General features: G+C 64.7%; 16 protein-coding genes. 8 read left to right on the top strand and 8 right to left on the bottom strand.

The annotated features are described in order from the left end of the window. Positions 1 to 146: 146 nt before the first annotated feature. On the top strand, positions 147 to 887 hold the full coding sequence (fnr, locus tag NFH98_RS03485) for a fumarate/nitrate reduction transcriptional regulator Fnr (protein ID WP_045992157.1): 741 nt from the start codon (positions 147 to 149) through the stop codon (positions 885 to 887). A 160-nt stretch (positions 888 to 1,047) separates the two neighbouring features. Here the strand turns inward: fnr and ttcA are convergent, their stop codons facing one another. The 6 genes from ttcA to NFH98_RS03455 all read right to left on the bottom strand — a co-directional run bounded on the left by ttcA (position 1,048) and on the right by NFH98_RS03455 (position 7,294). Beyond that, complete coding sequence (gene ttcA / locus NFH98_RS03480) at positions 1,048 to 2,007, bottom strand: tRNA 2-thiocytidine(32) synthetase TtcA (protein ID WP_349622232.1); 960 nt, start codon at positions 2,005 to 2,007, stop codon at positions 1,048 to 1,050. 247 nt (positions 2,008 to 2,254) lie between these two features. Beyond that, a complete protein-coding gene (locus NFH98_RS03475) occupies positions 2,255 to 2,494 on the bottom strand; it encodes a hypothetical protein (RefSeq protein ID WP_239452527.1) in 240 nt (79 codons plus the stop codon). A gap of 95 nt (positions 2,495 to 2,589) precedes the next feature. Continuing rightward, positions 2,590 to 3,282 carry a 3'-5' exonuclease gene (locus NFH98_RS03470; RefSeq protein WP_308812406.1) on the bottom strand — a complete coding sequence of 231 codons (693 nt, stop codon included), beginning with the start codon at positions 3,280 to 3,282 and terminating at the stop codon, positions 2,590 to 2,592. Next, positions 3,279 to 5,102 (bottom strand): DUF294 nucleotidyltransferase-like domain-containing protein, encoded by a 1,824-nt coding sequence (locus tag NFH98_RS03465; RefSeq protein ID WP_222568206.1) that lies wholly within the window; start codon positions 5,100 to 5,102, stop codon positions 3,279 to 3,281. The genes NFH98_RS03470 and NFH98_RS03465 overlap by 4 nt, the downstream gene beginning before the upstream one ends. A 102-nt stretch (positions 5,103 to 5,204) precedes the next feature. After that, positions 5,205 to 6,998, bottom strand: coding sequence for a sodium:solute symporter family protein (locus NFH98_RS03460; RefSeq protein WP_108131315.1), 1,794 nt, complete (start codon positions 6,996 to 6,998; stop codon positions 5,205 to 5,207). Between the two features lie 38 nt (positions 6,999 to 7,036). Beyond that, entirely contained in the window at positions 7,037 to 7,294 is a 258-nt protein-coding gene (locus NFH98_RS03455; RefSeq protein ID WP_045992160.1) for a DUF4212 domain-containing protein, read from the bottom strand. A gap of 391 nt (positions 7,295 to 7,685) precedes the next feature. Here NFH98_RS03455 and NFH98_RS03450 point away from each other — a divergent pair, with 391 nt between their 5' ends. Beyond that, positions 7,686 to 11,630: a hybrid sensor histidine kinase/response regulator gene (locus NFH98_RS03450; protein ID WP_349622231.1), complete on the top strand. Its 3,945-nt coding sequence runs from the start codon at positions 7,686 to 7,688 to the stop codon at positions 11,628 to 11,630. Between the two features lie 91 nt (positions 11,631 to 11,721). Here the strand turns inward: NFH98_RS03450 and NFH98_RS03445 are convergent, their stop codons facing one another. Next, positions 11,722 to 13,245 (bottom strand): protein adenylyltransferase SelO, encoded by a 1,524-nt coding sequence (locus tag NFH98_RS03445; RefSeq protein ID WP_349622230.1) that lies wholly within the window; start codon positions 13,243 to 13,245, stop codon positions 11,722 to 11,724. A 112-nt stretch (positions 13,246 to 13,357) separates the two neighbouring features. Further along, entirely contained in the window at positions 13,358 to 14,056 is a 699-nt protein-coding gene (locus NFH98_RS03440; RefSeq protein WP_045992163.1) for a GntR family transcriptional regulator, read from the bottom strand. A 291-nt stretch (positions 14,057 to 14,347) separates the two neighbouring features. Here NFH98_RS03440 and NFH98_RS03435 point away from each other — a divergent pair, with 291 nt between their 5' ends. From NFH98_RS03435 to NFH98_RS03410, 6 genes are all read left to right on the top strand, one after another. Next, positions 14,348 to 15,343 (top strand): TRAP transporter substrate-binding protein, encoded by a 996-nt coding sequence (locus NFH98_RS03435; RefSeq protein WP_108131311.1) that lies wholly within the window; start codon positions 14,348 to 14,350, stop codon positions 15,341 to 15,343. A gap of 67 nt (positions 15,344 to 15,410) precedes the next feature. Continuing rightward, positions 15,411 to 15,968 (top strand): TRAP transporter small permease subunit, encoded by a 558-nt coding sequence (locus NFH98_RS03430; RefSeq protein ID WP_197037048.1) that lies wholly within the window; start codon positions 15,411 to 15,413, stop codon positions 15,966 to 15,968. Next, complete coding sequence (locus NFH98_RS03425; RefSeq protein ID WP_349590042.1) at positions 15,968 to 17,317, top strand: TRAP transporter large permease; 1,350 nt, start codon at positions 15,968 to 15,970, stop codon at positions 17,315 to 17,317. The genes NFH98_RS03430 and NFH98_RS03425 overlap by 1 nt, the downstream gene beginning before the upstream one ends. 76 nt (positions 17,318 to 17,393) lie before the next feature. After that, entirely contained in the window at positions 17,394 to 18,749 is a 1,356-nt protein-coding gene (locus NFH98_RS03420) for a malonyl-CoA decarboxylase (RefSeq protein ID WP_253029016.1), read from the top strand. Continuing rightward, positions 18,746 to 20,269 (top strand): malonate--CoA ligase, encoded by a 1,524-nt coding sequence (locus tag NFH98_RS03415; protein ID WP_045992168.1) that lies wholly within the window; start codon positions 18,746 to 18,748, stop codon positions 20,267 to 20,269. The genes NFH98_RS03420 and NFH98_RS03415 overlap by 4 nt, the downstream gene beginning before the upstream one ends. Positions 20,270 to 20,458: 189 nt before the next feature. Then, positions 20,459 to 21,484, top strand: coding sequence for an AraC family transcriptional regulator (locus NFH98_RS03410; protein ID WP_045992169.1), 1,026 nt, complete (start codon positions 20,459 to 20,461; stop codon positions 21,482 to 21,484). Positions 21,485 to 21,545 lie beyond the last annotated feature (61 nt).

Raw genomic sequence — 21,545 nt, 5'->3', positions numbered from 1 at the left:
ACCTCTAAGTTATTAATCCTAAAGAGGTAGACGCCACTTTTAGCTGATCTGAGGGTGTAGAATAGTGCCATCAACGTGCTGTACGGGCGACGTCTGTTCTCCCCATGGCCCAGTCAATATCGATCCCAGATCCACAGGAGCTGCGAATGAGTCCTACGGCCCAAGATCGGCGGCGTCCCATGCTGCATGAGACTCGCTGTGAGTCCTGCAGCCTGAGTTCCTTGTGCCTTCCGCTGTCGCTGGAGACCGCCGACCTCGAGCGCTTCGATTCCATCATCCGTCGTCACCCGCCGATCAAGAAAGGCACACGATTGGTCGAGCAGGGAGATCGCTTCACCAGCGTCTTCGCGGTCCGATCGGGGAGTCTCAAGCAGATCACCACCGAAGGCAGCGGCGAAGCTCAGTTGACCAACTTCTTCCTGCCCAGTGAACTGGTTGGCCTGGATGGCATCGACGACGGCCGCTATCCCGGCAGCGTGGTGGCGCTGGAGACCACCACGGTGTGCGAGATTCCCTTCGACCGCCTCGATGCGCTGACCCAGACCCTACCGGAGCTGCGTGCCCAGCTGTTTCGCACCCTGAGCAAGGAGCTGCGAGAAGACCGCCGGATGATGCAGCTGCTGTCACGCAAGACCGCCGATCAGCGCCTGGCCTGCTTCTTCCTCGGCTTGTCGGACCGCTTCCGCCGCCGCGGCTATTCACCGTTCAGCTTCCGCCTGTCCATGTCCCGCGCCGACATCGGCAATCACCTGGGGCTGGCGGTGGAAACGGTCAGCCGTATCCTCGGGCGTTTCCAGCAGCAGGATCTGGTGGCGGTATCGGGACGTGAGGTCAATATCCTCGACCTGACCGCGCTGTCGACCCTGGCCGACACCGAAGTTACCTGAGCGGGCCTGGCGGCAGTGTGCCGGGCTTGGCCGGCAGGGCCCGGTATCCAGGATCTGGAAAGCAAAGCGTAATAGATGGCGTGTGACAAGAAAGAGGCCGCATCCGGAGATGCGGCCTCTTTCGCTGTCATGGCATCATGCACATTCGCTGCTGGCGAGATCAGCCGGCATCCACCACGTCGATGCGCCGGGCCTGGCGTTCGGCCTGTACGGCCTCCAGCCCCTCGAAGTCGAACAGTTGCCGATCCGCCAGCTGCGACGGCGCCACATTGGTCACCGCCTTGAACATGCTCTCGAGGCGCCCGGGATGCTTGACCTCCCACTCGGCCAGCATCTCCTTGACCACCTGGCGCTGCAGGTTGGGCTGGGAACCACACAGGTTGCACGGGATGATCGGGAACTCCATCGCCTCGCTGTAGGCCTGGATATCGGCCTCGCGGCAGTACGCCAGCGGACGGATGACGATGTTCTTGCCGTCGTCGGAGAGCAGCTTGGGCGGCATCGCCTTGAGGCTGCCACCGAAGAACATGTTCAGAAACAGCGTCTCGAGAATGTCCTCGCGGTGGTGGCCCAGGGCGATCTTGGTCGCCCCGATCTCCTCGGCGAAGCCATAGAGCGAGCCGCGCCGCAGGCGTGAGCAGAGCGCGCAGGTGGTCTTGCCCTCCGGCGTCTTCTCCTTCACCACCGAATAGGTGTCGCGCTCAAGGATGTGGTAGTCCACGCCGATGCTGTCCAGATAGTTCGGCAGCACATGCTCCGGAAAGCCCGGCTGCTTCTGATCCAGATTCACCGCCACCAGCGAGAAGTTGACCGGCGCGTTGCGCTGAAGGCTGCGCAGGATCTCGAGCATGGTGTAGCTGTCCTTGCCACCAGACAGACACACCATGATCTTGTCGCCTTCCTGGATCATGCCGTAGTCGATGATGGCGTTGCCGGCCTGGCGGCGCAGGCGCTTCTGCAGCTTGTTGAACTCACGCCGTGCCTTGGCCTGAACTTGGGCTTCCGTCTGATCGTCACCCGCAGCAGGGTCGGCCGGGCTGTCGCCGGCATCGATCGAGAGATGGTCATCCTCGGGGGTACGGGGATCGAACAGGGTGGCGGAGGCGGACTGTGGCGACATGGGAGCGGGACATCACGGCTGAAAATGAAAGAGGCGCCAGTCTACCATCCGGACGCTTTAGTGGCGAAGAGGTCAGCGACCGCTTACCCCGGCGAGGACAATACGGGAGGGGCTTCTCGTCGGCAGCACATCGGAAACCGCCAAGGACGACACCGCCGTAGTGGCGCCCTTGCGCGTCGTGGTCTGGTCTGGTCTGGTCTGGTCTGGTCTGGCAAGTCGAAGAACGCAAGTGCCTGTCAGCCGGGGCCTAGACGACGTTCAGCGCCAGCAGATAGCGCACCACCACGCCCAGCAACAGCAGCAGGATGCCGGCACGTTGCCAGCCGAACTCGCGCACGGTCAGGGTCAGGCGCTTCTCCCAGAACTTGACCATGCCCCACAGGTCCCGGGTACGGCGATAGTACTGGAGGTAGGCCACCAGCACCGAGACCAGGCCCAGCGCCAGCAGCGTGGGCTCGAGAAGGGTCAACATGGCGTGCAGACTCATGACAGGATCTCCTTGCAGGTGAATGGTTGCCGGTGCGGGTGGCACCGGGTCAGCGCGGATGACGGCAACGGGTCAGCGCGGATGACGGCAACGGGTCAGCGCGATGGCGCCGTGAGTGCCCCGCTTTCCAGGCGCAGATGCATCAGCGCCGTGGTGACGGCGTCGCCCAGGGCCGTATGGCGTCCCATGATCGGGACTCCAAGTCGCTCTGCCAATTGTTCAAAGGTCGGCTGCACCTCGATTTCCGGGTGACTTCGGCGCAGCCGCTTGCGGTACTGCTGGGCCACGTCGATGGTGGCGTTGGGCAGCGAGAAGCCAAACTCCGCCTTCAGGTAGCGATCCAGCATGGCCAGGTCGAAGTCGATACACCAGCCGACCAATGGGCGATTGCCGATAAATTCCAGCAGCGTCGTCAAGGCCTCGCGCACCTCGAGGCCGCCTTCCAGGTCGACCCCACGCAGGCGATGGATACAGATGGAGTCACCACTCAGACTGGCAGGACGCGCGAGCCGCAGGTCCAGCGACTCGCTGGTCAAGACGCGATCGTCACGAATGCGCACCGCAGCGATGGACACCAGCTCCGCATGACGGGTATCCAGGCCGGTGGTTTCGCAGTCCAGGGACACCAGCTCGTCGCCGGTATAGGGATTGAACAGCCAGGCGAAATCGCCATCGGCCTGCCGACGCCTGTCGGCCACACGCCTGATCGCTCTCAGCATCGGGTACTCTCCCAAGCGAAACCATTGACGCCAAGGCAGCTTGCCCTGGGGGGCTGCCTCGACACTCATGCATACTCCAGGTGATAGCGGTGGGACAGGCTGGCCTTGAACTCCTTGACCAGGTGCAGCGCCTCGCGCAGCAAGTCCCGCTCCAGCGAATTGAGCGACTGCACCACCACCCTGTCCGGGGCGTCCGTGGCCCGGGCATCGTCGCGCCGGTAGGCCAGCTGCGCCCGAAGCCGAAGCTCACAGAACAGCGACAACGCCTCGCCGAGATCCTCCGCCACCACTCGCTCGATGCGCCCGAGTGACGCCAGCGCCGCCAGCCGGTCGTGGGTCGAGGTCTCGCGCAGCCCGCACTCCAGCGCCATGGTGCGAACACCGTGGACGATGGGAAAGATGCCACCCTTCTTGATGTCGACGCCGTGCTCGGGCTTCTTCAGCGTTCCAAACAGGGTCAAGGGCGTCGAGAACCGCAACACTCCCCTCGCCAGATGGGTCAGCAACAGTTCATTGCCCCGTGTTTCTTCGATCAGCACGTCGTGGAGTCGGTCCACCAGGGCAAAGTCACCGGCCACCCCCGAGGCGTCGGCAAGCACCGCCAGACGCATCAGGCTTTCTCCGTCGGGTTCGCTGACCCAGCGACGGATGCGCGCGCGCCATTGCGCAAGGGTGCCGACCCACTGGGGGTTGGAGACCATGATGTTGCCCGGGCAGCGCGGATAGCCCAGATCGTCGAGCACGCTGGTGAACCGCGCGGTATCTGCGCTGAGCTCGTCCCACTGCTGGTCATCGGCCAGGATCAGCGCATTGTCCTGGTCGGTCTTCAGGATCTGCTCGCCGCGCCCTTCGCTGCCGAGCACCAGCAGACAGGCGCGCTCGCGCTGAGGGGCCGGCATCGAGAAGTGCCAGGCCTTGCTGATGATGCGCCCATTGAGCGCCGACAGCATGCCCATGGCGAAGCGCATGCGTACCCCTTGGGCCATCAGCGCCTCGACCAGCTCCGGCGCACGCTGACTTGCTTCGCTGAGCGAGGCCAGGGTCGTCGCCTGCTCGACCTGCAGGCTGACCACGTAGCTGCGGCTGGAAAAGAAGCTGAGCACATCGGTCAGCTCCACGACACCGATCAGCCGCTGGCCCTGAAGCACCACCACCCTGGCCACCTTGTGGCGGGTCATCTCGATCAGTGCCTCGAACAGGTACTGGCTTTCATCCACCGTCACCAGCGACAGATGAGCGATACCACCGACCTCGGCATCACCGTCGCACCCCTCCAGCACCAGGGCCTCGAGCAGGTCGGTCTTGGTCAGCATGCCAGGACCGTCGGGCGTCTCGACCAGCAGGCTGTCGGCGCCCTTGTCCTTGAGGGTCAGCACGGCGTCGCGAATGCATGTCGTCGAGCCGACCTTGAGCGGCTCACGCATGCACTCGTTCACCCGGGCGAGCATGAATCCGGCCAGGGTGACGCCGCCCTCGGCGCGACGTTCGGCCAGCAAGCGCGTCTTGCTGATCAGGCGCTGGTGAAAGTAGTCCGAGAAGGCGGCGTTGTTCTCGCACAGCGACAGAAACAAGGTGTGCGGCATCAGGTAACACAGGCTTTCTTCTTCGGCGACGAAGCGGTAACGGCTCTGGCCGTTGATCACGCTGATGGCACCGAACAGATCGCCCCCGGTGTAGTGGCCGATGCGCCCCCCGGCGGGGCCCTCGGCCGGGTCCAGTTCGGCGACTTCGCCCTTGTGGATCACAAAGACGAACTCGCCGGACTGCCCTGCATCGAGGATCACGTCATCCCGCCCGTAGTAGGCGATATCCAGCCCGCCCAGGACCCGCTCGCGCTCGGCCTCGTCGAGCAATGAAAACGGTGGATGAGTGAAGTCGATGTCGATCATGTCTGCTCCATGACCGACCCCGGCGAGGCCGGGGTCGGGGAGTGTTGTCGTCTGGCAGGGAGCGGCGGATGGTGGTCCGACGCCCCTGCCTGATGGCCCGCTCTAGTGAGCGTGGGCCTCACCCGCGCCTCTCGGCACACGCACGTTCTCCACCAGTTCCTGGATGTGCTCCGGCGGTGCCGCGGTTGCCCGCGAGACCACGAAGGCCACAACGAAGTGGAGGATCATGCCGAGGGTACCGATACCCTCCGGCGAGATGCCGAACCACCAGATCGAAGGATCGGTGTTGATGAACTTGGTGTAGACGATGTAGATGAAAGTGAAGCTCAGACCCAGCACCATGCCGACGATGGCCCCTTCGCGGTTCATGCGCTTGTCGAAGATGCCAAGCAGGATCGCCGGGAAGAAGGACGAGGCAGCAAGACCGAAGGCAAAGGCCACCACCTGGGCCACGAAGCCCGGCGGGTTGATGCCGAAGTAGCCGGCTACCACCACCGCCACCGCAGCAGCACTACGCGCCGCCAGCAGCTCCCCCTTCTCGCTGAGGTTGGGATTGATCTGCTTCTTGATCAGGTCATGGGACACCGCCGCCGAGATCACCAGCAACAGACCGGCTGCGGTGGACAGCGCCGCGGCCACGCCACCGGCGGCCATCAAGGCGATCACCCAGGCCGGCAGGCCGCCGATCTCGGGGTTGGCCAGCACGATGATGTCGCGGTCGATATAGACCTCGTTGGGGCTGTCGGTAGGCGTATTGGTCACCACCCGCTGCCCGTGCTCGCCGGGAGTTTCCTCTTCCAGCGGGCCGCTTTCGAAGGTCGGCTTGCCCTCGAACGGCGCGCCCGGCCCCATCTGCACCCGACCGTCGTCGTTCTTGTCGAGCCAGCCGATCAGGCCCACGCCTTCCCAGCTCTTGAACCAGGCCGGTGCCTCTTCGTAGCTGGTCTCGTGTACCGTCTCGATGATATTGGTGCGGGCGAACACGCCGACCGCCGGAGCGGTGGTGTAGAGCAGTGCGATGAACACCAGCGCCCAGCCGGCGCTGACCCGGGCGTCACGCACCCGCGGCACGGTGAAGAAGCGCACGATGACGTGGGGCAGACCCGCGGTACCGCACATCAGGGCTGCGGTGATAAAGAACACGTTGATCATCGGCTGACTGCCGTCGGTGTAGGGCGTGATGCCCAGATCCGTCAGCAGACCGTCGAGACGATCGAGAATGTACTGGCCGCTGTCGTTGCCGGCGGCATCGACGAAGGTGGCACCGAGCCCGGTCTGCGGCAGCACGTGGCCGGTCATCATGATCGACAGGAACACCGCCGGCACGATGAAGGCGGTGATCAGCACGCAGTACTGGGCCACCTGGGTGTAGGTGATGCCCTTCATGCCACCGAGCACCGCGTAGAAGAACACGATGACCATGCCGATGACCACGCCCAGATTGACCTCGACTTCGAGGAAACGGGCGAAGACGATACCGACGCCGCGCATCTGACCGGCGACATAGGTAAAGGACACGAAAATAACGCAGATGACCGCCACGGTACGGGCGATATTCGAGTAGTAACGGTCACCGATAAAGTCCGGCACCGTGAACTTGCCGAACTTGCGCAGGTAAGGCGCCAGCAGCATGGCCAGCATGACGTAGCCACCGGTCCAGCCCATCAGGTAGACCGAGGCGTCGTAACCCAGATAGGCGATAAGACCCGCCATGGAGATGAAAGAGGCCGCCGACATCCAGTCTGCCGCGGTAGCCATGCCATTGGCGGCAGGGTGGACGCCGCCGCCGGCGACGTAGAAATCCTTGGTAGACCCGGCACGCGACCAGATCGCGATACCGATGTAGAGCGCGAAGGACGCCCCTACAAATATATAGGTAAGTAGTTGTACATCCATGGAATCAATTCCCGTTCATTGACGTTATTTTGCGGGTGTCACTGTTCGTGGACGTCGTACTCTTCATCGAGCTTGTTCATCTTCCAGGCATAGAAAATGATCAGCACGATAAAGGTGTAGATGGATCCCTGCTGTGCAAACCAGAAGCCGAGCTTGAAGCCAAAGAACTGGATATTGTTGAGTACATCCACCAGCAGAATGCCGAAGCCATAGGAGACGATGAACCATACGGCCAGACAGCCGAGGATGGTTCGTATGTTTCGTTTCCAGTAGGCCTGTGCGCTCTTGTCTAGCATAAGGCTACCCTCAAGAAGTGGTTTGATCGCCAAATGCCGCCGCAAAGACGACACAAAGGCTCGAGAAGCAGACTAGACAAAATGGCCTTTCCTGGAACGATAACTTTAGTCGAAAAGCATAAATGCACCGCACCAAGAAAACCATTACATTAAATATTTCAGCAACTTACAAACATTCCTGGAATATTAGCCGATGGTCTATCACTACAAAGGTGCAATCCACCTTAGTCGCGATCCAAGGCCTTGAGACCAGGCAATGCCTTTCCCTTGATGGCGCAAAATTCCGTCAATGCTTCGCGCTTCAGGCGCCCGAATCGAGGCAACCACGCTGCGCCCCTGCCGAGCAGGCCGCCAATGCCCTAGAATGGCCGCTGACGTCGAGGAGGTGCCCATGTTTGCCGGTTGGCTATTGATCGCTGTTTCACTGATCTACATCGCCGTGCTGTTCGCCATCGCCTGGCGCGGCGATCGTCGTGCACGCCACCTGGGGGCCAGCCATCGTCGCCCGCTGGTCTACAGCCTGGCGCTGGCGATCTACTGCACCTCCTGGACCTTCCACGGCGCCGTGGGCCAGGCGGCGACCTCCGGCTGGTCGTTCGCCAGCATCTTCGTCGGTCCGGTACTGACGCTTCTATTGTTCTGGCCGGTACTGGCCAAGATGGTGCGGGTCGCCAAGCACCAGAACGTCACCTCGATCGCCGACTTCATCGCCTCTCGCTACGGCAAGACCCAGTCTCTGGCGGCCTTCGCCAGCCTGGTCGCGCTGATCGGCACCCTGCCCTACATCGCCCTGCAGTTGAAGGCCGTGTCCACGTCCTTTGCCGTGCTCACCGACGCCTCCGACATCACCCAGGCGCCGCTGTTCGGTGACACCGCCTTCTATGTGGCCATCGTCATGGCGATCTTCGCCATCCTGTTCGGTACCCGCCATACCGACGCCACCGAGCACCACGAGGGCCTGATCCACGCGGTGGCCTTCGAGTCGCTGGTCAAGCTGGTAGCCTTCCTGATCCTCGGCGCCTACGTCACCTGGGGCATGTTCGATGGCCTGCAGGACCTGATGACCCGGGCCGACACCCACCTGCAGCTGCAGCGGCAACTGGCCCAGCAGGACTTCGGCCAGAGCTTCTGGGCCCAGACCCTGCTGGCCATGCTGGCGATCCTGTGTCTGCCGCGTCAGTTTCACGTCACCGTGGTGGAGAACACCCACCGCGACGACGCCGCCCGCGCGCGCTGGATGTTCCCGCTGTACCTGGTGCTGTTCGCCTTCTTCGTGTTGCCGCTGGCCGCCGCCGGCCTGACCATCTTCGCCGGCACCGACGTATCACCCGATACCTATGTGCTGTCGCTGCCGATGGCCGCCAACCAGAGCTGGCTGGCCCTGCTGACCTTTATCGGCGGCTTCTCCGCCGCCACCGGCATGGTCATCGTCGCCGCCGTGGCGGTCTCGATCATGATCTCCAACGAGATCGTCATCCCGGCACTGTTCCGCATGCGCTGGTTCGACACCAAGGCTCGCGACTACGGACGCCTGGTCCTGCGGGCACGGCGCATTACCATCGCCGTGATCCTGGCCATGGCCTATGGCTTCTATCAGCTGATCGGCGAATTCACCTCGCTGGCCTCCATCGGCATGCTGTCCTTCGCCGCCGCCGCCCAGTTCGCCCCGGCGCTGATCGGCGGGCTCTACTGGAAGCGCGGCAATCGCCTGGGGGTCATCGTCGGCATGAACGCGGGCTTCGCCATCTGGGCCTACACCCTGCTGTTGCCAGCGATGATCAACGCCGGTGTATTGCCCGCCGGCTGGCTCCAGGGTGGGCCGCTGGGGATCGCCTGGCTGTCACCGACCTCGCTGTTCGGCCTGCACGTGGGTGACAGCTTTACCCACGGCGTGATGCTGTCGCTGGGGGTCAACCTGGTGGCCTACATCTTTGTCTCCCAGGTAACCCCTCAGCGGGTGGTGGAACGGATTCAGGCGTCGCTGTTCGTCGACAGCGTCGAGACCCGCCAGACCTCGGTCAATCGCCCCTGGACCGGGGCTACCACGGTCGGCGACCTGAAGGTGCTGTGCCAGCGCTTCCTCAGCGCCGGCCAGGTCGACCGCGCCTTCTCGGACTACGCCCGGCGCAACGGCAAGGCGCTGGAAGACAGTGCCCGAGCGTCCATCGACGTGATCCAGTTCACCGAGCGCTTTCTGGCCTCGGTGCTGGGCGCCTCGTCGGCGCGCATCGTCGTCAACTCCGCGCTGCAGGGGCGTGGCATCGGCATCTCCGACGTCATCTCCATCGTCGATGAGGCCTCCCAGGTGCTGGAGTTCAATCGCGCCCTGCTCCAGGCCACCATCGAGAACATCAACCAGGGCATCAGCGTGGTGGATCAGAACCTGCGCCTGGTAGTGTGGAACCAGCGCTATCTGGAGCTGTTCCGCTTCCCTGACCACCTGATCCGTGTCGGCGCACCGATCGACCGCATCTTCCGCTACAACGCCCATAACGGCGAGTACGGCCCCGGCGACCCGGAAGAGCACGTGGAATTGCTGCTCGACAACATCCGCGAGGGCCAGCCCCACCGCTACGTGCGATATCGCCAGGACGGCAGCGTGCTGGAGGTCCAGGGCAACCCCATGCCCGGTGGCGGCTTCGTCTACACCTATCAGGACATCACCCAGCAGAAACGCACCGAAGAAGCGCTGATCCGCTCGGAAAACAATATCCGCATCTATACCGACAACGTGCCGGCGTTGATCGCCTACTTCGACCGGGAGTGTCGCTACCTCTTTACCAACCGTGCCTACGAGCAGGCCTTCAACATCAACCGCAACGAGGTCATCGGCAAGAAGGTGACCCAGGTGATTCCGGAGACCATGGCCGAGGAGCGCATTCCCTGGATTCAGCGCACCCTGAGTGGCGAAAGGGTCAGCTTCGAGGTGTCGCTCGAGATCACCAACGAAGGCCTGCGCTACATGCTGGTGACCTATACTCCGCACTTCGGCGACAGCGGCGCGATCCTCGGCTTCTTCGCGCTCTACCAGGACATTACCGAGCGCCGGAGGGCCGAGATCGCCCTCAAGGAAACCAACGAGACCCTGGAGGAGCGGGTACGCTCGCGCACCCTGGCCCTGTCCGAAGCCAACGCCGCGCTGCGCCAGGAGAACCGAGTGCGCGCCGAAGCCGAGCAGGCCCTGCGCCAGGCCAAGCAGGTGGCCGAGGACGCCAACGCCTCCAAGACGCGCTTCCTGGCCGCAGCCAGCCATGACCTGCTGCAGCCACTCAACGCGGCGCGGCTGTTTACCTCGGCGCTGTCCCAGGACATGGGCGCCGAGGACATGAAGCGCACCATCGGCCATATCGACAGCTCACTGCAGTCCGCCGAAGAGCTGCTCGGCACCCTGCTGGATATCTCCAAGCTGGACGCCGGCGCGCTGACCCCCAGACGCAGCCATTTTGCGCTGACCGACATCCTGCGCCCGCTGCAGGCCCAGTTTGCGGTGATGGCCGAAGATCGCGGCCTGGACCTCAAGGTGGTGGGGTCGGCCCTGTGGGTGGACAGCGACAGCCAGATGCTGCGCCGAATCATCCAGAACTTCCTGTCCAACGCCATCCGTTACACCCAGGAGGGCCGGGTGCTGCTGGGCATTCGCCGGCGCGGTGAGCGCCTGCTGATCGAGGTATGGGACAGCGGCCCCGGCATCCCCGAGGCCAAGCAGGCCGAGATCTTCCAGGAGTTTCGTCGCCTGGATCAGGCCTCGCGCCACAAGGAAAGCGAGAAGGGACTGGGCCTCGGCCTATCCATCGCCGACCGCATGAGCCGGGTGCTCGACCACCCCATCCGGGTGCGCTCCTGGGTCGGCGTGGGCACGGTATTCTCAGTCAGCGTACCCAGGGTCGAGGCAAAGGCCCCGGCCGAGGACACGGACTCCCGGCCTGCGCGCAAGGTCGCCAGCAAGCTCGACGGCAAGCGCATCCTGTGTATCGACAACGAGTCGCTGATCCTCGAGGGCATGAAGGCGATGCTGTCGGGCTGGGGCTGCGAGGTGTTCACCGCCACCTCCATCGGTGGCGCCAAGTCGGTGCTGCGCCATCTGGACGATGACCCCGACGCCATCCTCGCCGACTATCACCTGGACAACGAGGTCACCGGCCTGATGGCGCTGGACGCCCTGGGGGAGCGCCTGACCGGCGCGGTGCCCGGTATCGTGATCACCGCCGACCGCACCGAGGAGGTGGCCGAAGAGGTCCGCCGCGGTGGCTACCAGCTGCTGCTCAAGCCGGTGCGCCCGGCCGCCCTGCGGGCACTGCTGACGCGCACCCTGCAGGCCAGCCAGGCACCGCAGTAGCCGGCGCGAGCCCTGCTGGCGAAAGTTCTGTCGGCGTAAGTCCTGCTGGCGAGCAGCCCACCGGCGGCGACGACGTTGCCGGTGGGGTCCCTCAGGTACCGCAGAAGGTTCTGAGCACTCGCTCGTCGCGCCCGGGTGGGGCCAGCAGGCTGGTATCGTCCGGGATCCGGTAGGGCCGGGTCACGGCGGCGAGCAGCGTCTCGAATACGCTCAGGTCGTCGTCATCGATGGCGGCGCGAATGGCCTTCTCGACCAGATGATTGCGCGGTATCACCTGGGGGTTGGCCGCCGCCAGGCGCGCGCCGACGACCTCGTCGGAGACGCCTTCACGGGCCAGACGCTCGCGCCAGCGCGGCAGCCAGGCCTCGAGCCTGCCACTGCGCTCGAAGCCCTCGGCAAGCGCTGCCTCATCACCGGCCAGCGCCCGGGACAGATGGGCAAAGCTCAGGGTGAAGTCGGCGTTGCCCTCTTCCATGGCCTTGAGGAAGTCCTCGCCCAGGGCCAGGTCCTCGTCTGCCACCTGGCCCCCCTGACCATCGGTCGAGCGGCTTTCCGGCTGGCCTTGCGAGTCTTCAGCCCCGAGCCCCAGCTTGGCACGCAGCACCGCCGTCCAGGCGTCGTCATGGCACTCGGCGAAGGCCTCGATGGCCTCGGTGGCCAGCGCCACCGCTCGCTCCTGATCGTCACTGATCAGCGGCAGCAGCGTCTCGGCCAGGCGCGCCAGGTTCCACTGGGCGATGGCCGGCTGGTTGTCCCAGGCGTAGCGGCCGCGCTCATCGATGGAGCTGAACACCCTGTGCGGGTGGAAGGCGTCCATGAAGGCGCAGGGACCATAGTCGATGGTCTCCCCCGAGATCGCGCAGTTGTCGGTGTTCATTACCCCATGAATAAAGCCGAGCCCCTTCCACTGGGCGACCAGGCTGGCCTGGCGCTCGACCACCGCCTCGACCAGCGCCAGCGCGCGCTCGGCCTCGGGCAAGTCGGCCAGCTCGGGGTAGTGTCGCTCGATGCAGAAGTCCACCAGCAGCGACAGCGCCTCGCTGTCACGGCGGGCGGCAAAATACTGAAAGGTGCCGACCCGCACATGGCTCGAGGCTACCCGGGTCAGTACCGCCCCGGGCTCCACCATCTGGCGCACCACCTGCTCGCCGCTGGCCACCGCCGCCAGCGCCCGGGTGGTGGGCACCCCCAGTGCGGCCATGGCTTCTGACACCAGATACTCGCGCAGCACCGGTCCGATCGGCGCGCGACCATCACCGCCGCGGGAAAAGGGCGTGCGTCCGGCGCCCTTTAGCTGGACCTCACGCAGGCCGCCGTCTCGATGGGCTAGCTCGCCCAGCAGGATCGCCCGACCATCGCCGAGCTGTGGCACGAAGTTGCCGAACTGATGCCCTGCGTAGGCCGCGGCGATCGGCGTCGCTCCATCGGGCACCGCGTTGCCACCGAGCACCTCGGCGGCACGGGTCGCGTCGAAGGCGTCAAGGTCGAAACCCAGCGCCTCGGCCAGCGGACGATTGAAGGCCAGCAGACGCGGCGCCGCCACAGGGGTGGGCGCCATCTCGGCGCGCATACGATCGGGCAGGGACGCATAGCGCCCGGCGAAGGCAGGAAACATGGGCTGCTACCTCAGGCTGGCAAGTGGGATGCCGACTACCCTCGGCCCTGCCTGTGGTGGTCGTCAAGCGACATTGCTTGCGACACCACCATCCCGGTACGGCAGAGCCCGGCTAGTTCGAGGCAGTGGCGCGTCGCAACTCGCCCCCACCCTCCTCCAGCTTGCGCACGCTGGAGACAAAGTCGCTGAAGCGCTCGCCCTGGATCAGCACGTGGTCACGCAGGATGCGCTCGGCGCTCTCGGCATCACCGGCTTCGATCGCCTGGAGCACCTCACGGTGTTCATCGAGCGAGCTCTGCATGCGTGAACGCACCTGCAATTGCAGGCGTCGATAGGGCTTGAGCCGCTGCTTGAGGGTCTGGGCCTCTTCGGCCAGGAAGGCGTTGTGGCTGGCCTGATAGATGACGCTGTGGAAGGCTTCGTTCTCGTAGTAGTAGTCGTCGCTGTCACCGGTCTCGCCGGCGCGGCGACATCCTTCGAAGGCGTCGCGCAAGGCCTTGAGTTCATCGGCTGAGATTCTCCGCGCCGCCAGTCGACCGCACATGCCCTCGAGTTCGGCCATCACCTCGAACATCTCGATCAGTCGCTCGAGCCCTAGCCTGGCGACAAAGGTGCCCTTCTTGGGGTAGACGGTCACCAGGCCACTGGCCACCAGCTGCTGGATGGCCTCGCGCACCGGGGTACGCGATACCTGGTAGGTCCTGCACAGCTCTTCGGGGTCCAGTCGCTCACCCGGCGTGCGCCGACCATTGATGATGTCGTCCTCGAGAGAGTCCCGCAGACGCTGGGCGTTGGAGGGCTTCTTGCTCATATGGCTGTCCCCTGGCTGTCCCTTGGCTGAACTCGAATCGTTCCAGCATATCCTGTACTGATGCGGCTGACCCCTCGGCGCCCTCACTCCACCATGGTCTAAGTCCCACGAATTGACAGGAATATACATGCTGGCTATTGATGTATACATCATAGCAGATAAAAAATGTTTGACCTCCATCCCCCGCGCCGACCTCGGCGCGTTTATCCCACCACCACAACAGTGATCATCACGCTCGCTACAACACCCACTACAACAATCATCACAACAACAACGCCTCGAGGAGTCACCATGAAACGCCAAGCTCTCACTCTCGCTGTCGCCGCCATCGCCACCGCCAGCGCGTCCATTGCCAGCGCCGAGACCACCCTGCGCGTGTCCCACCAGTTTCCCGGTGGCCAGGGCGACGTGCGCGACGAAATGGTCCAGTTGATGGCCAAGGAGGTCGAAGCCGCCGGCGTCGACCTGGCCCTGCAGGTCTATCCCGGTCAGTCGCTGTTCAAGGCCAAGGAGCAGTGGGGCGCGCTGGTACGCGGCCGCCTGGACATGACCTCGCTGCCGCTGGACTACGCCAGCGGTCGCCACCCCGAGTTCTCGGCCACCCTGATGCCGGGTCTGGTGCGCAATCACGAGCGTGCCCAGCGCCTCAACGACTCCGAGTTCATGGACATGATCAAGCAGGTGATCGAGGACGCCGGCGCCCGGGTACTGGCCGACGCCTGGCTGGCTGGCGGTTTCGCCTCCAACCAGCAGTGCATCACCTCGCCCGACACGGTGCAGGGCCAGACCATGCGCGCCGCCGGACCGGCGTTCGACGAGATGCTGGCCACCGCCGGCGCCTCCATCGCCTCGATGCCCTCGTCGGAGATCTACACCGCCATGCAGACCGGCGTGCTCGACGGCGCCAACACCTCGTCGGGTTCCTTCGTCTCCTATCGCATCTACGAGCAGGTCAGCTGCCTGACGGCGCCGGGCGAGAACGCCCTATGGTTCATGTACGAGCCGATCCTGATCTCCGAGCAGAGCTGGAACGGGCTCAACGAGGAGCAACAGCAGGCACTGATCGACGCTGGCGAGAAGGCCGAGGCGTACTTCGCCGAGCAGGCCGCCCAGCTCGACCAGACCATGGTGGAAGTGTTCGAGGAAAACGGCGTCGAAGTGGTCCAGATGTCCCAGGAAGACTACGACGCCTGGCTCGAGGTAGCGAAAGAGAGCGCCTACAAGAGCTTTGCCGAGAACGTCGACAACGGCCAGGCACTGATCGACGCCGCCCTGGCGGTGGAATAGACCGAGGTGGGCGCGGCCGCTGGCCGCGCCTCGTCGTTCGTTGCGGTCAGGTCACCTCGGAGGCTCCATGTCACACACACCGTCCCACTCTCCCCCCCACGTCTCTGCACCCGCAGCCCCCGGTTCCCGGCGACATGCCTCCGGCCCGGTGGGCGCTTTCTGTCGGCTGATGGACCGGCTATCCATCGCTATGGCAGTGGTGGCCGGCGCCGCCCTCTTTGCAGGGGTGCTGGCCGTCTGCCACATGATCTTCGTGCGCTACCTGCTCGGTGAAAGCACCACCTGGCAGACCGAATTCGCGATCTTCTCGATCACCGGCGCCATGCTGCTGGGCGCCCCCTATGTGCTGCTGACCGGCGGCCAGGTGGCGGTCACGGTGCTGCCCGATGCGCTCAAGGGCGGCATCAAGTGCGCCATGAACCTGATCGCCTCACTGTGCGGCCTGGCCTTCTGCATCGCCCTGGCCTACGGCTCCTGGCTCTACCTGCTGGAGGCCTACCACGGAGGCTGGACCACCGGCACGGTGTGGAATCCGCCACTGTGGCCAGCGCTGGTGCCGCTGGCGCTGGGCTCGACCCTGCTGGCGCTGCAGTACCTGGCGGAAATTCTGGGAGGAGCACGCTGATGGATCCGGTTACCAGTGGCATCCTTATCGTTACCGCCCTGTTCGTGCTGATGGCCATCGGCACACCCATCGCCTTTGCCCTTGGCGGCGTGTCCCTCGCCGCCCTGGTGATGGACCGGGGCGTCAGCGAGCTGACCTACTTCGGCGAGACCTTCTTCGGCAGCCTGGCGTCGTTCGGCTTCGTCGCGATTCCGATGTTCATCCTGATGGGCGCCGCCGTGGCTTCCTCCCCCACCGGCCGCGACCTCTACCGTTCGCTGGACCTGTGGCTCGGCAAGGTGCCGGGGGGACTGGCCATTTCCAATATCGGTGCCTGCTCGATCTTCGCCGCCCTGTCCGGCTCGTCGCCTGCCACCAGCGCCGCCATCGGCAAGCTGGGTATCCCCGAGATGCGCAAGCGCGGCTATCCCGACGGCGTGGCGGCTGGCTGCATCGCCGCCGGCGGCACCCTGGGCATCCTGATTCCGCCCTCGGTCACCATGATCGTCTATGGCATCTCCACCGAGACCTCGATCGGACGGCTGTTCATCGCCGGCGCCCTGCCCGGCATCATGCTGGCGCTGTTGTTCATGGCCTGGACGCTGATCGCGTGCAAGCTGGCCGGTGGCTATGACACCCCCAGCCCCGTCGCCGACGCCGCCCGCGAGCTCAAGGACACCGTCGCCAGGAACGTCGAGACCAACATGAAGGCGCTGGTGCGGGTGCTGCCCTTCCTGGTGGTGGTCAGCGGTATCCTGTTCGCCCTCTACGGCGGTGTCGCCACTCCCTCGGAGGCGGCCGGCGCCGGGGCCTTCCTGTGTCTGGCCCTGGCCATCGTGGTCTATCGCATGTGGCAGGTGAAGCCGCTGACCACCATCATGCGCGACGCCCTGCGCGAGAGCGTGATGATCATGCTGATCATCGCCTGCGCCGAGATCTTCGCCTACGCCCTGTCGTCGCTGTTCATCACCCAGACGGTGGCCGAGGCAATCGCGGCACTGGAGGTCAATCGCTGGGTACTGATGGGGATCATCAACGTCTTCCTGCTGGTGGCCGGTTTCTTCCTGCCGCCGGTGGCGGTGATCGTGATGACCGCGCCGATCCTGCTGCCGATCATTCTGGCGGCCAACTTCGATCCCTACTGGTTCGCGGTGATCCTGACCATCAACCTCGAGATCGGCCTGATCACCCCACCGGTGGGCCTTAACCTGTTCATCATCAAGGGGATCGCGCCGGATATCGCGCTCAAGGACATCCTGCTCGGCAGCCTGCCCTACGCCCTGTGCATGGTGCTCGGCATCGTGCTGCTGTGCTTCTTCCCGGGCATCGCTACCTGGCTGCCGGACCTGATCATGGAGAGCGCCGGATGATCCCGACGCCGACGCGTGTGACCAGCGGGCCACCAGGCCCGCTCCCACCTGGCCCAGCCCCGAGGAGATGTCCCCGATGAACTTCAGCTTTCTGCAGGAACTGTTCTCCAGTATCACCCAGCGTGACGCCTTGCTCAGACGCCGGGGCGATGGCCCGCCGCTGGAACATACCCAGGTGATCGACGCCTGTCGCAAGCTTCTGGAAAGCGATGGCGAGGCCTCCAGCATCGCCCTGGCCGGCCAGGCCCTGGACGGCTATAGCTGCCTCGATGAAGACGAGAAGACGCGCTTCTTCCAGTGCCTGACCGAGCAGTTCAGTGCCGATCCCGAGGCCGTCGACGGCGCCTACGAGTGCTACCGGGACAGTCGCGGCAATGTCGACCTGCAGCGACTGTTCGAGGCCTGCGAACCGCAGCGCCAGGAGCTGTTGCGCCGGCTCAACCTGACCGCCGGCGGCACCTATGAGCTGGTGCGCATGCGCGAGGACCTGCTGCCCCGGCTCAAGGCCTTCCCGGCGCTGGAGGCGCTCGATGCCGACTTCGCCCACCTGTTCGCGTCCTGGTTCAATCGTGGCTTTCTGGTGCTCAAGCGGATCGACTGGAACACCCCGGCGGCGGTACTGGAGAAGATCATCCGCTACGAGGCGGTGCACGAGATCTGCGACTGGAACGACCTGCGCAGGCGCCTCGACGCCCGGGACCGGCGCTGCTTCGCCTTCTTTCACCCGGCCATCGGCGACGAGCCGCTGATCTTCGTCGAGGTGGCCCTGACCAGGGGCATGCCCGAGCGCATCCAGCCGATCCTGGACGCCAACCACGAGGCCATCGAGGCCGAAGACGCCGACAGTGCGGCCTTCTTCGGCATCAGCAACTGCCAGGTCGGCCTGCGCGGCATCTCCTTCGGCAACTTCCTGATCAAACAGGTGGTCAAGGAGCTGAAGTCGGAACTGCCGCGGCTGAAGAACTTCGTCACCCTGTCACCGGTACCCGGCTTTCGCGCCTGGCTGGACGCCGAGCGCCAGGACCAACGCGGTCGCCTCGACGACGACACCCGCGCCCTGCTGGCCGAGCTCGATCAGGACGACTGGCTCGAGGACCCCGAGCGCAGCAAGGCCCTGGGTGAGGTGATCAAGCCGCTGGCCGCTCACTACCTCACCAAGGAGCGCAACGCGCGCAATCTTCCGCTGAATACCGTCGCCCGCTTCCATCTCGGCAATGGCGCCGAACTGCACCGCATCAACTGGCTCGGTGATACCTCTCGCCGGGGGCTGTCACAGTTCGGCTCACTGATGGTCAACTATCTCTACGTGCTCGACGACATCGAAGGCAACCATGAGCGCTACACCACCGAAGGCAAGGTGGCCTGCTCGTCTCAGGTCAGGGACCAGCGTCGTCGCGCCCGCAAGCACTTGAAGGGAGATCCCGTCACATGAATCACAACCTCTTTGCCACCTTTGAAAAGCGCATGACCGAGCGTGGCGACGCGCCCTTCATCACCACCCGCGAAGGCCGTGACTACCGCTACAGCGATGCGCTGGAAGCGGTGGCCAGGCTCGCCGGGGCGCTGGTCGCGCTCGGCGTGGGGCCCGGTGACCGGGTCGCCGTCCAGGTCGACAAGAGCCCCGAGGCGATCCTTCTGTACCTGGCGAGCCTCAAGGTCGGCGGAGTCTACCTGCCGCTCAATACCGGCTACACCAGCGAGGAGATTCGCTACTTCCTCGGTGACGCCGAACCCGCCCTGTTCGTCTGCCGCCCGGATTCACTCACGGCCGCCCGCGAGGTCGCTGCCTCCTGCGGTGGCGCCCGAGTCGAATCCCTGGGCACCGCCGCCGACGGTAGCCTGATGGAGGCCGCCGAGGCGGCCACACCGGTCACCGAGATGCTCGAGCGCGGGCCGGATGACCTGGCCGCGATCCTCTACACCTCCGGCACCACCGGCCGCTCCAAGGGCGCCATGCTGAGCCATCGCAATCTTGGTTCCAACGCCGAGTCGCTGGTCGAGGCCTGGCGCTTCAACGAGCACGACCGGCTGATCCATGCCCTACCGATCTTCCATACCCATGGGCTGTTCGTGGCCTGCAACGTGATCCTGATGGCCGGCGCCAGCATGCGCTTCCTGGCGAAGTTCGACCCGGACGTCATCTTCGAGGAAATGGCCGAAGGCACCACCATGATGGGGGTGCCGACCTTCTACACCCGGCTGCTCAAGGATCCCCGCCTGACCCGCGAGGCCACCGCCCGCATGCGTCTGTTCACCTCGGGGTCGGCGCCGCTGACGGCGGAGACCCACGAGGCCTTCGAGGCCGCCACCGGCCACGCCATCCTCGAGCGCTACGGCATGACCGAAACCAACATGAACACTTCCAACCCCTACGACGGTGATCGCATCGCCGGCACCGTGGGCATGCCGCTGCCCGGCGTCGAGGTACGCATCACCGACCGAGAGGGGGGTGACCATACGCCGCTGCCCCAGGGCGAGATCGGCATGCTGGAGGTGCGCGGCCCCAACGTGTTCCAGGGCTACTGGCGGATGCCCGAGAAGACCGCCGAGGAGTTGCTGGAAGATGGCTTCTTCATCACCGGCGACCTGGCCCAGATCGATGAGCGGGGCTATGTGCAGATCGTCGGACGCGACAAGGATCTGGTGATCTCCGGCGGCTACAACGTCTACCCCAAGGAGGTCGAGGGGCATATCGACGAGATGGACGGCGTCGCCGAATCCGCGGTCATCGGCCTGCCCCACCCTGACCTGGGCGAAGGGGTGACCGCGGTGGTGGTGCCCGCCGAAGGCGCCTCGCCCCAGGAGGCCGACGTCATCGCCGCGCTGAGCGACAAGCTGGCCCGCTACAAGCAGCCCAAGCGGGTATTCTTCGTCGAAAGCCTGCCGCGCAATACCATGGGCAAGGTGCAGAAGAATCAGCTGCGCGATCGCTTCAAGGACACCTATCGCTGAGTCCGGGACGCCTCTTCGGCGCAGCTCGACACTCGCTCCATCATCGGCGGCGCCCTGCGGGGCGCCGCCGGCGTATACCAGCACCTCCCGCTTCGGCATATTAGACGCCTGGCATCTATATCTTTTGACCAAGCGCGGCCCCGCGCACAGAGCGATATACTGATCACACCCTGTCCCGGAGATACCCCCATGCAGCCCATGGTGCGTGCCGCGGCCCTGACCGGCTACCGTACCCTGCTCGACGAGCAGGGTGTCGATGCCGACCAGGCGCTGGCACGACTGTCGTTGCCGCCGGACTACCTCGACCGGCCGGACCGCCTGATTCCGGTGGCCACCAAGATCGACCTGCTCGAACTGGGTGCCCAGATGAGCGGCTGTCGCCACTTCGGCCTGCTGCTGGGGCGCTACCAGAATATCTCGATGCTGGGCATGGTGGGCCTGCTGATCCAGCAGTGCGCCACCCTGCGCGAGGCGATGGTCACCGTGGCCGAGGAAATCGGCCGCCACGTGCAAGGACTCGATGTGCGTCTCGAGGAGCGCGATGACCAGGCCTACTACCACTTCACCTATCGTGTGCCCGGGCGCAGCGCCCCATCACGCCAGCACAACGACAATACCTTGATGGGCGCCTACAACATCCTCACCTTCCTCTACGGCGAGCCGATCAAGCTGCGCGCGGTCTACCTGTGCGGCGAGGAACCAAGAGACCTCGAACCCTACACCCAGCAGCTGCACTCGGCGCTGCGCTTCAATCATCCCGAGAACACCCTGGTGTTCGACCGCAGCTGTCTCGACCACGCCATCGCCGGAGGCAGTCCGGCCCTGCGGCACCTGATCAACTCCTTGATGCACCGTCATCGCTGGGACGACATCGAAAGCAAGGTGGAGTGGATCATCACCAACCTGCTGCCGCTCGATCAGGTCAGCCTGGAGGCCGTGGCCCAGGCCCTGGACGTACCACCACGTACCCTCCAGGACCGCCTGCTCAAGCGCGGCCTGAGCTTCCAGCAGTTGCTCGATCGCGTGCGCATGCGCAGCGCTCGGGTCTACATGCTCGACACCCAACTGAGCCTGACCGAGATCGCCGACCTGCTTGGCTACAGCCAATTGAGCGCCCTGACCCGCAGCTTCAAGCGAATCATGGGCGAGAGTCCCGCCCAATGGCGACGAAAGCATAAGACCGAAACGCTCGATATTGCGCGATCTGTCAAATAGCGCGCGCCTTCGGTCAATCCGCCCGGCCCTGCCTTCACTATGCTCGGTGTAGACAACAACG

The sequence above is a fragment of the Halomonas sp. H33-56 genome, from assembly GCF_040147035.1.
GTDB lineage: Bacteria > Pseudomonadota > Gammaproteobacteria > Pseudomonadales > Halomonadaceae > Halomonas > Halomonas litopenaei.
This window is presented reverse-complemented; position numbering and strand designations above follow the sequence as displayed.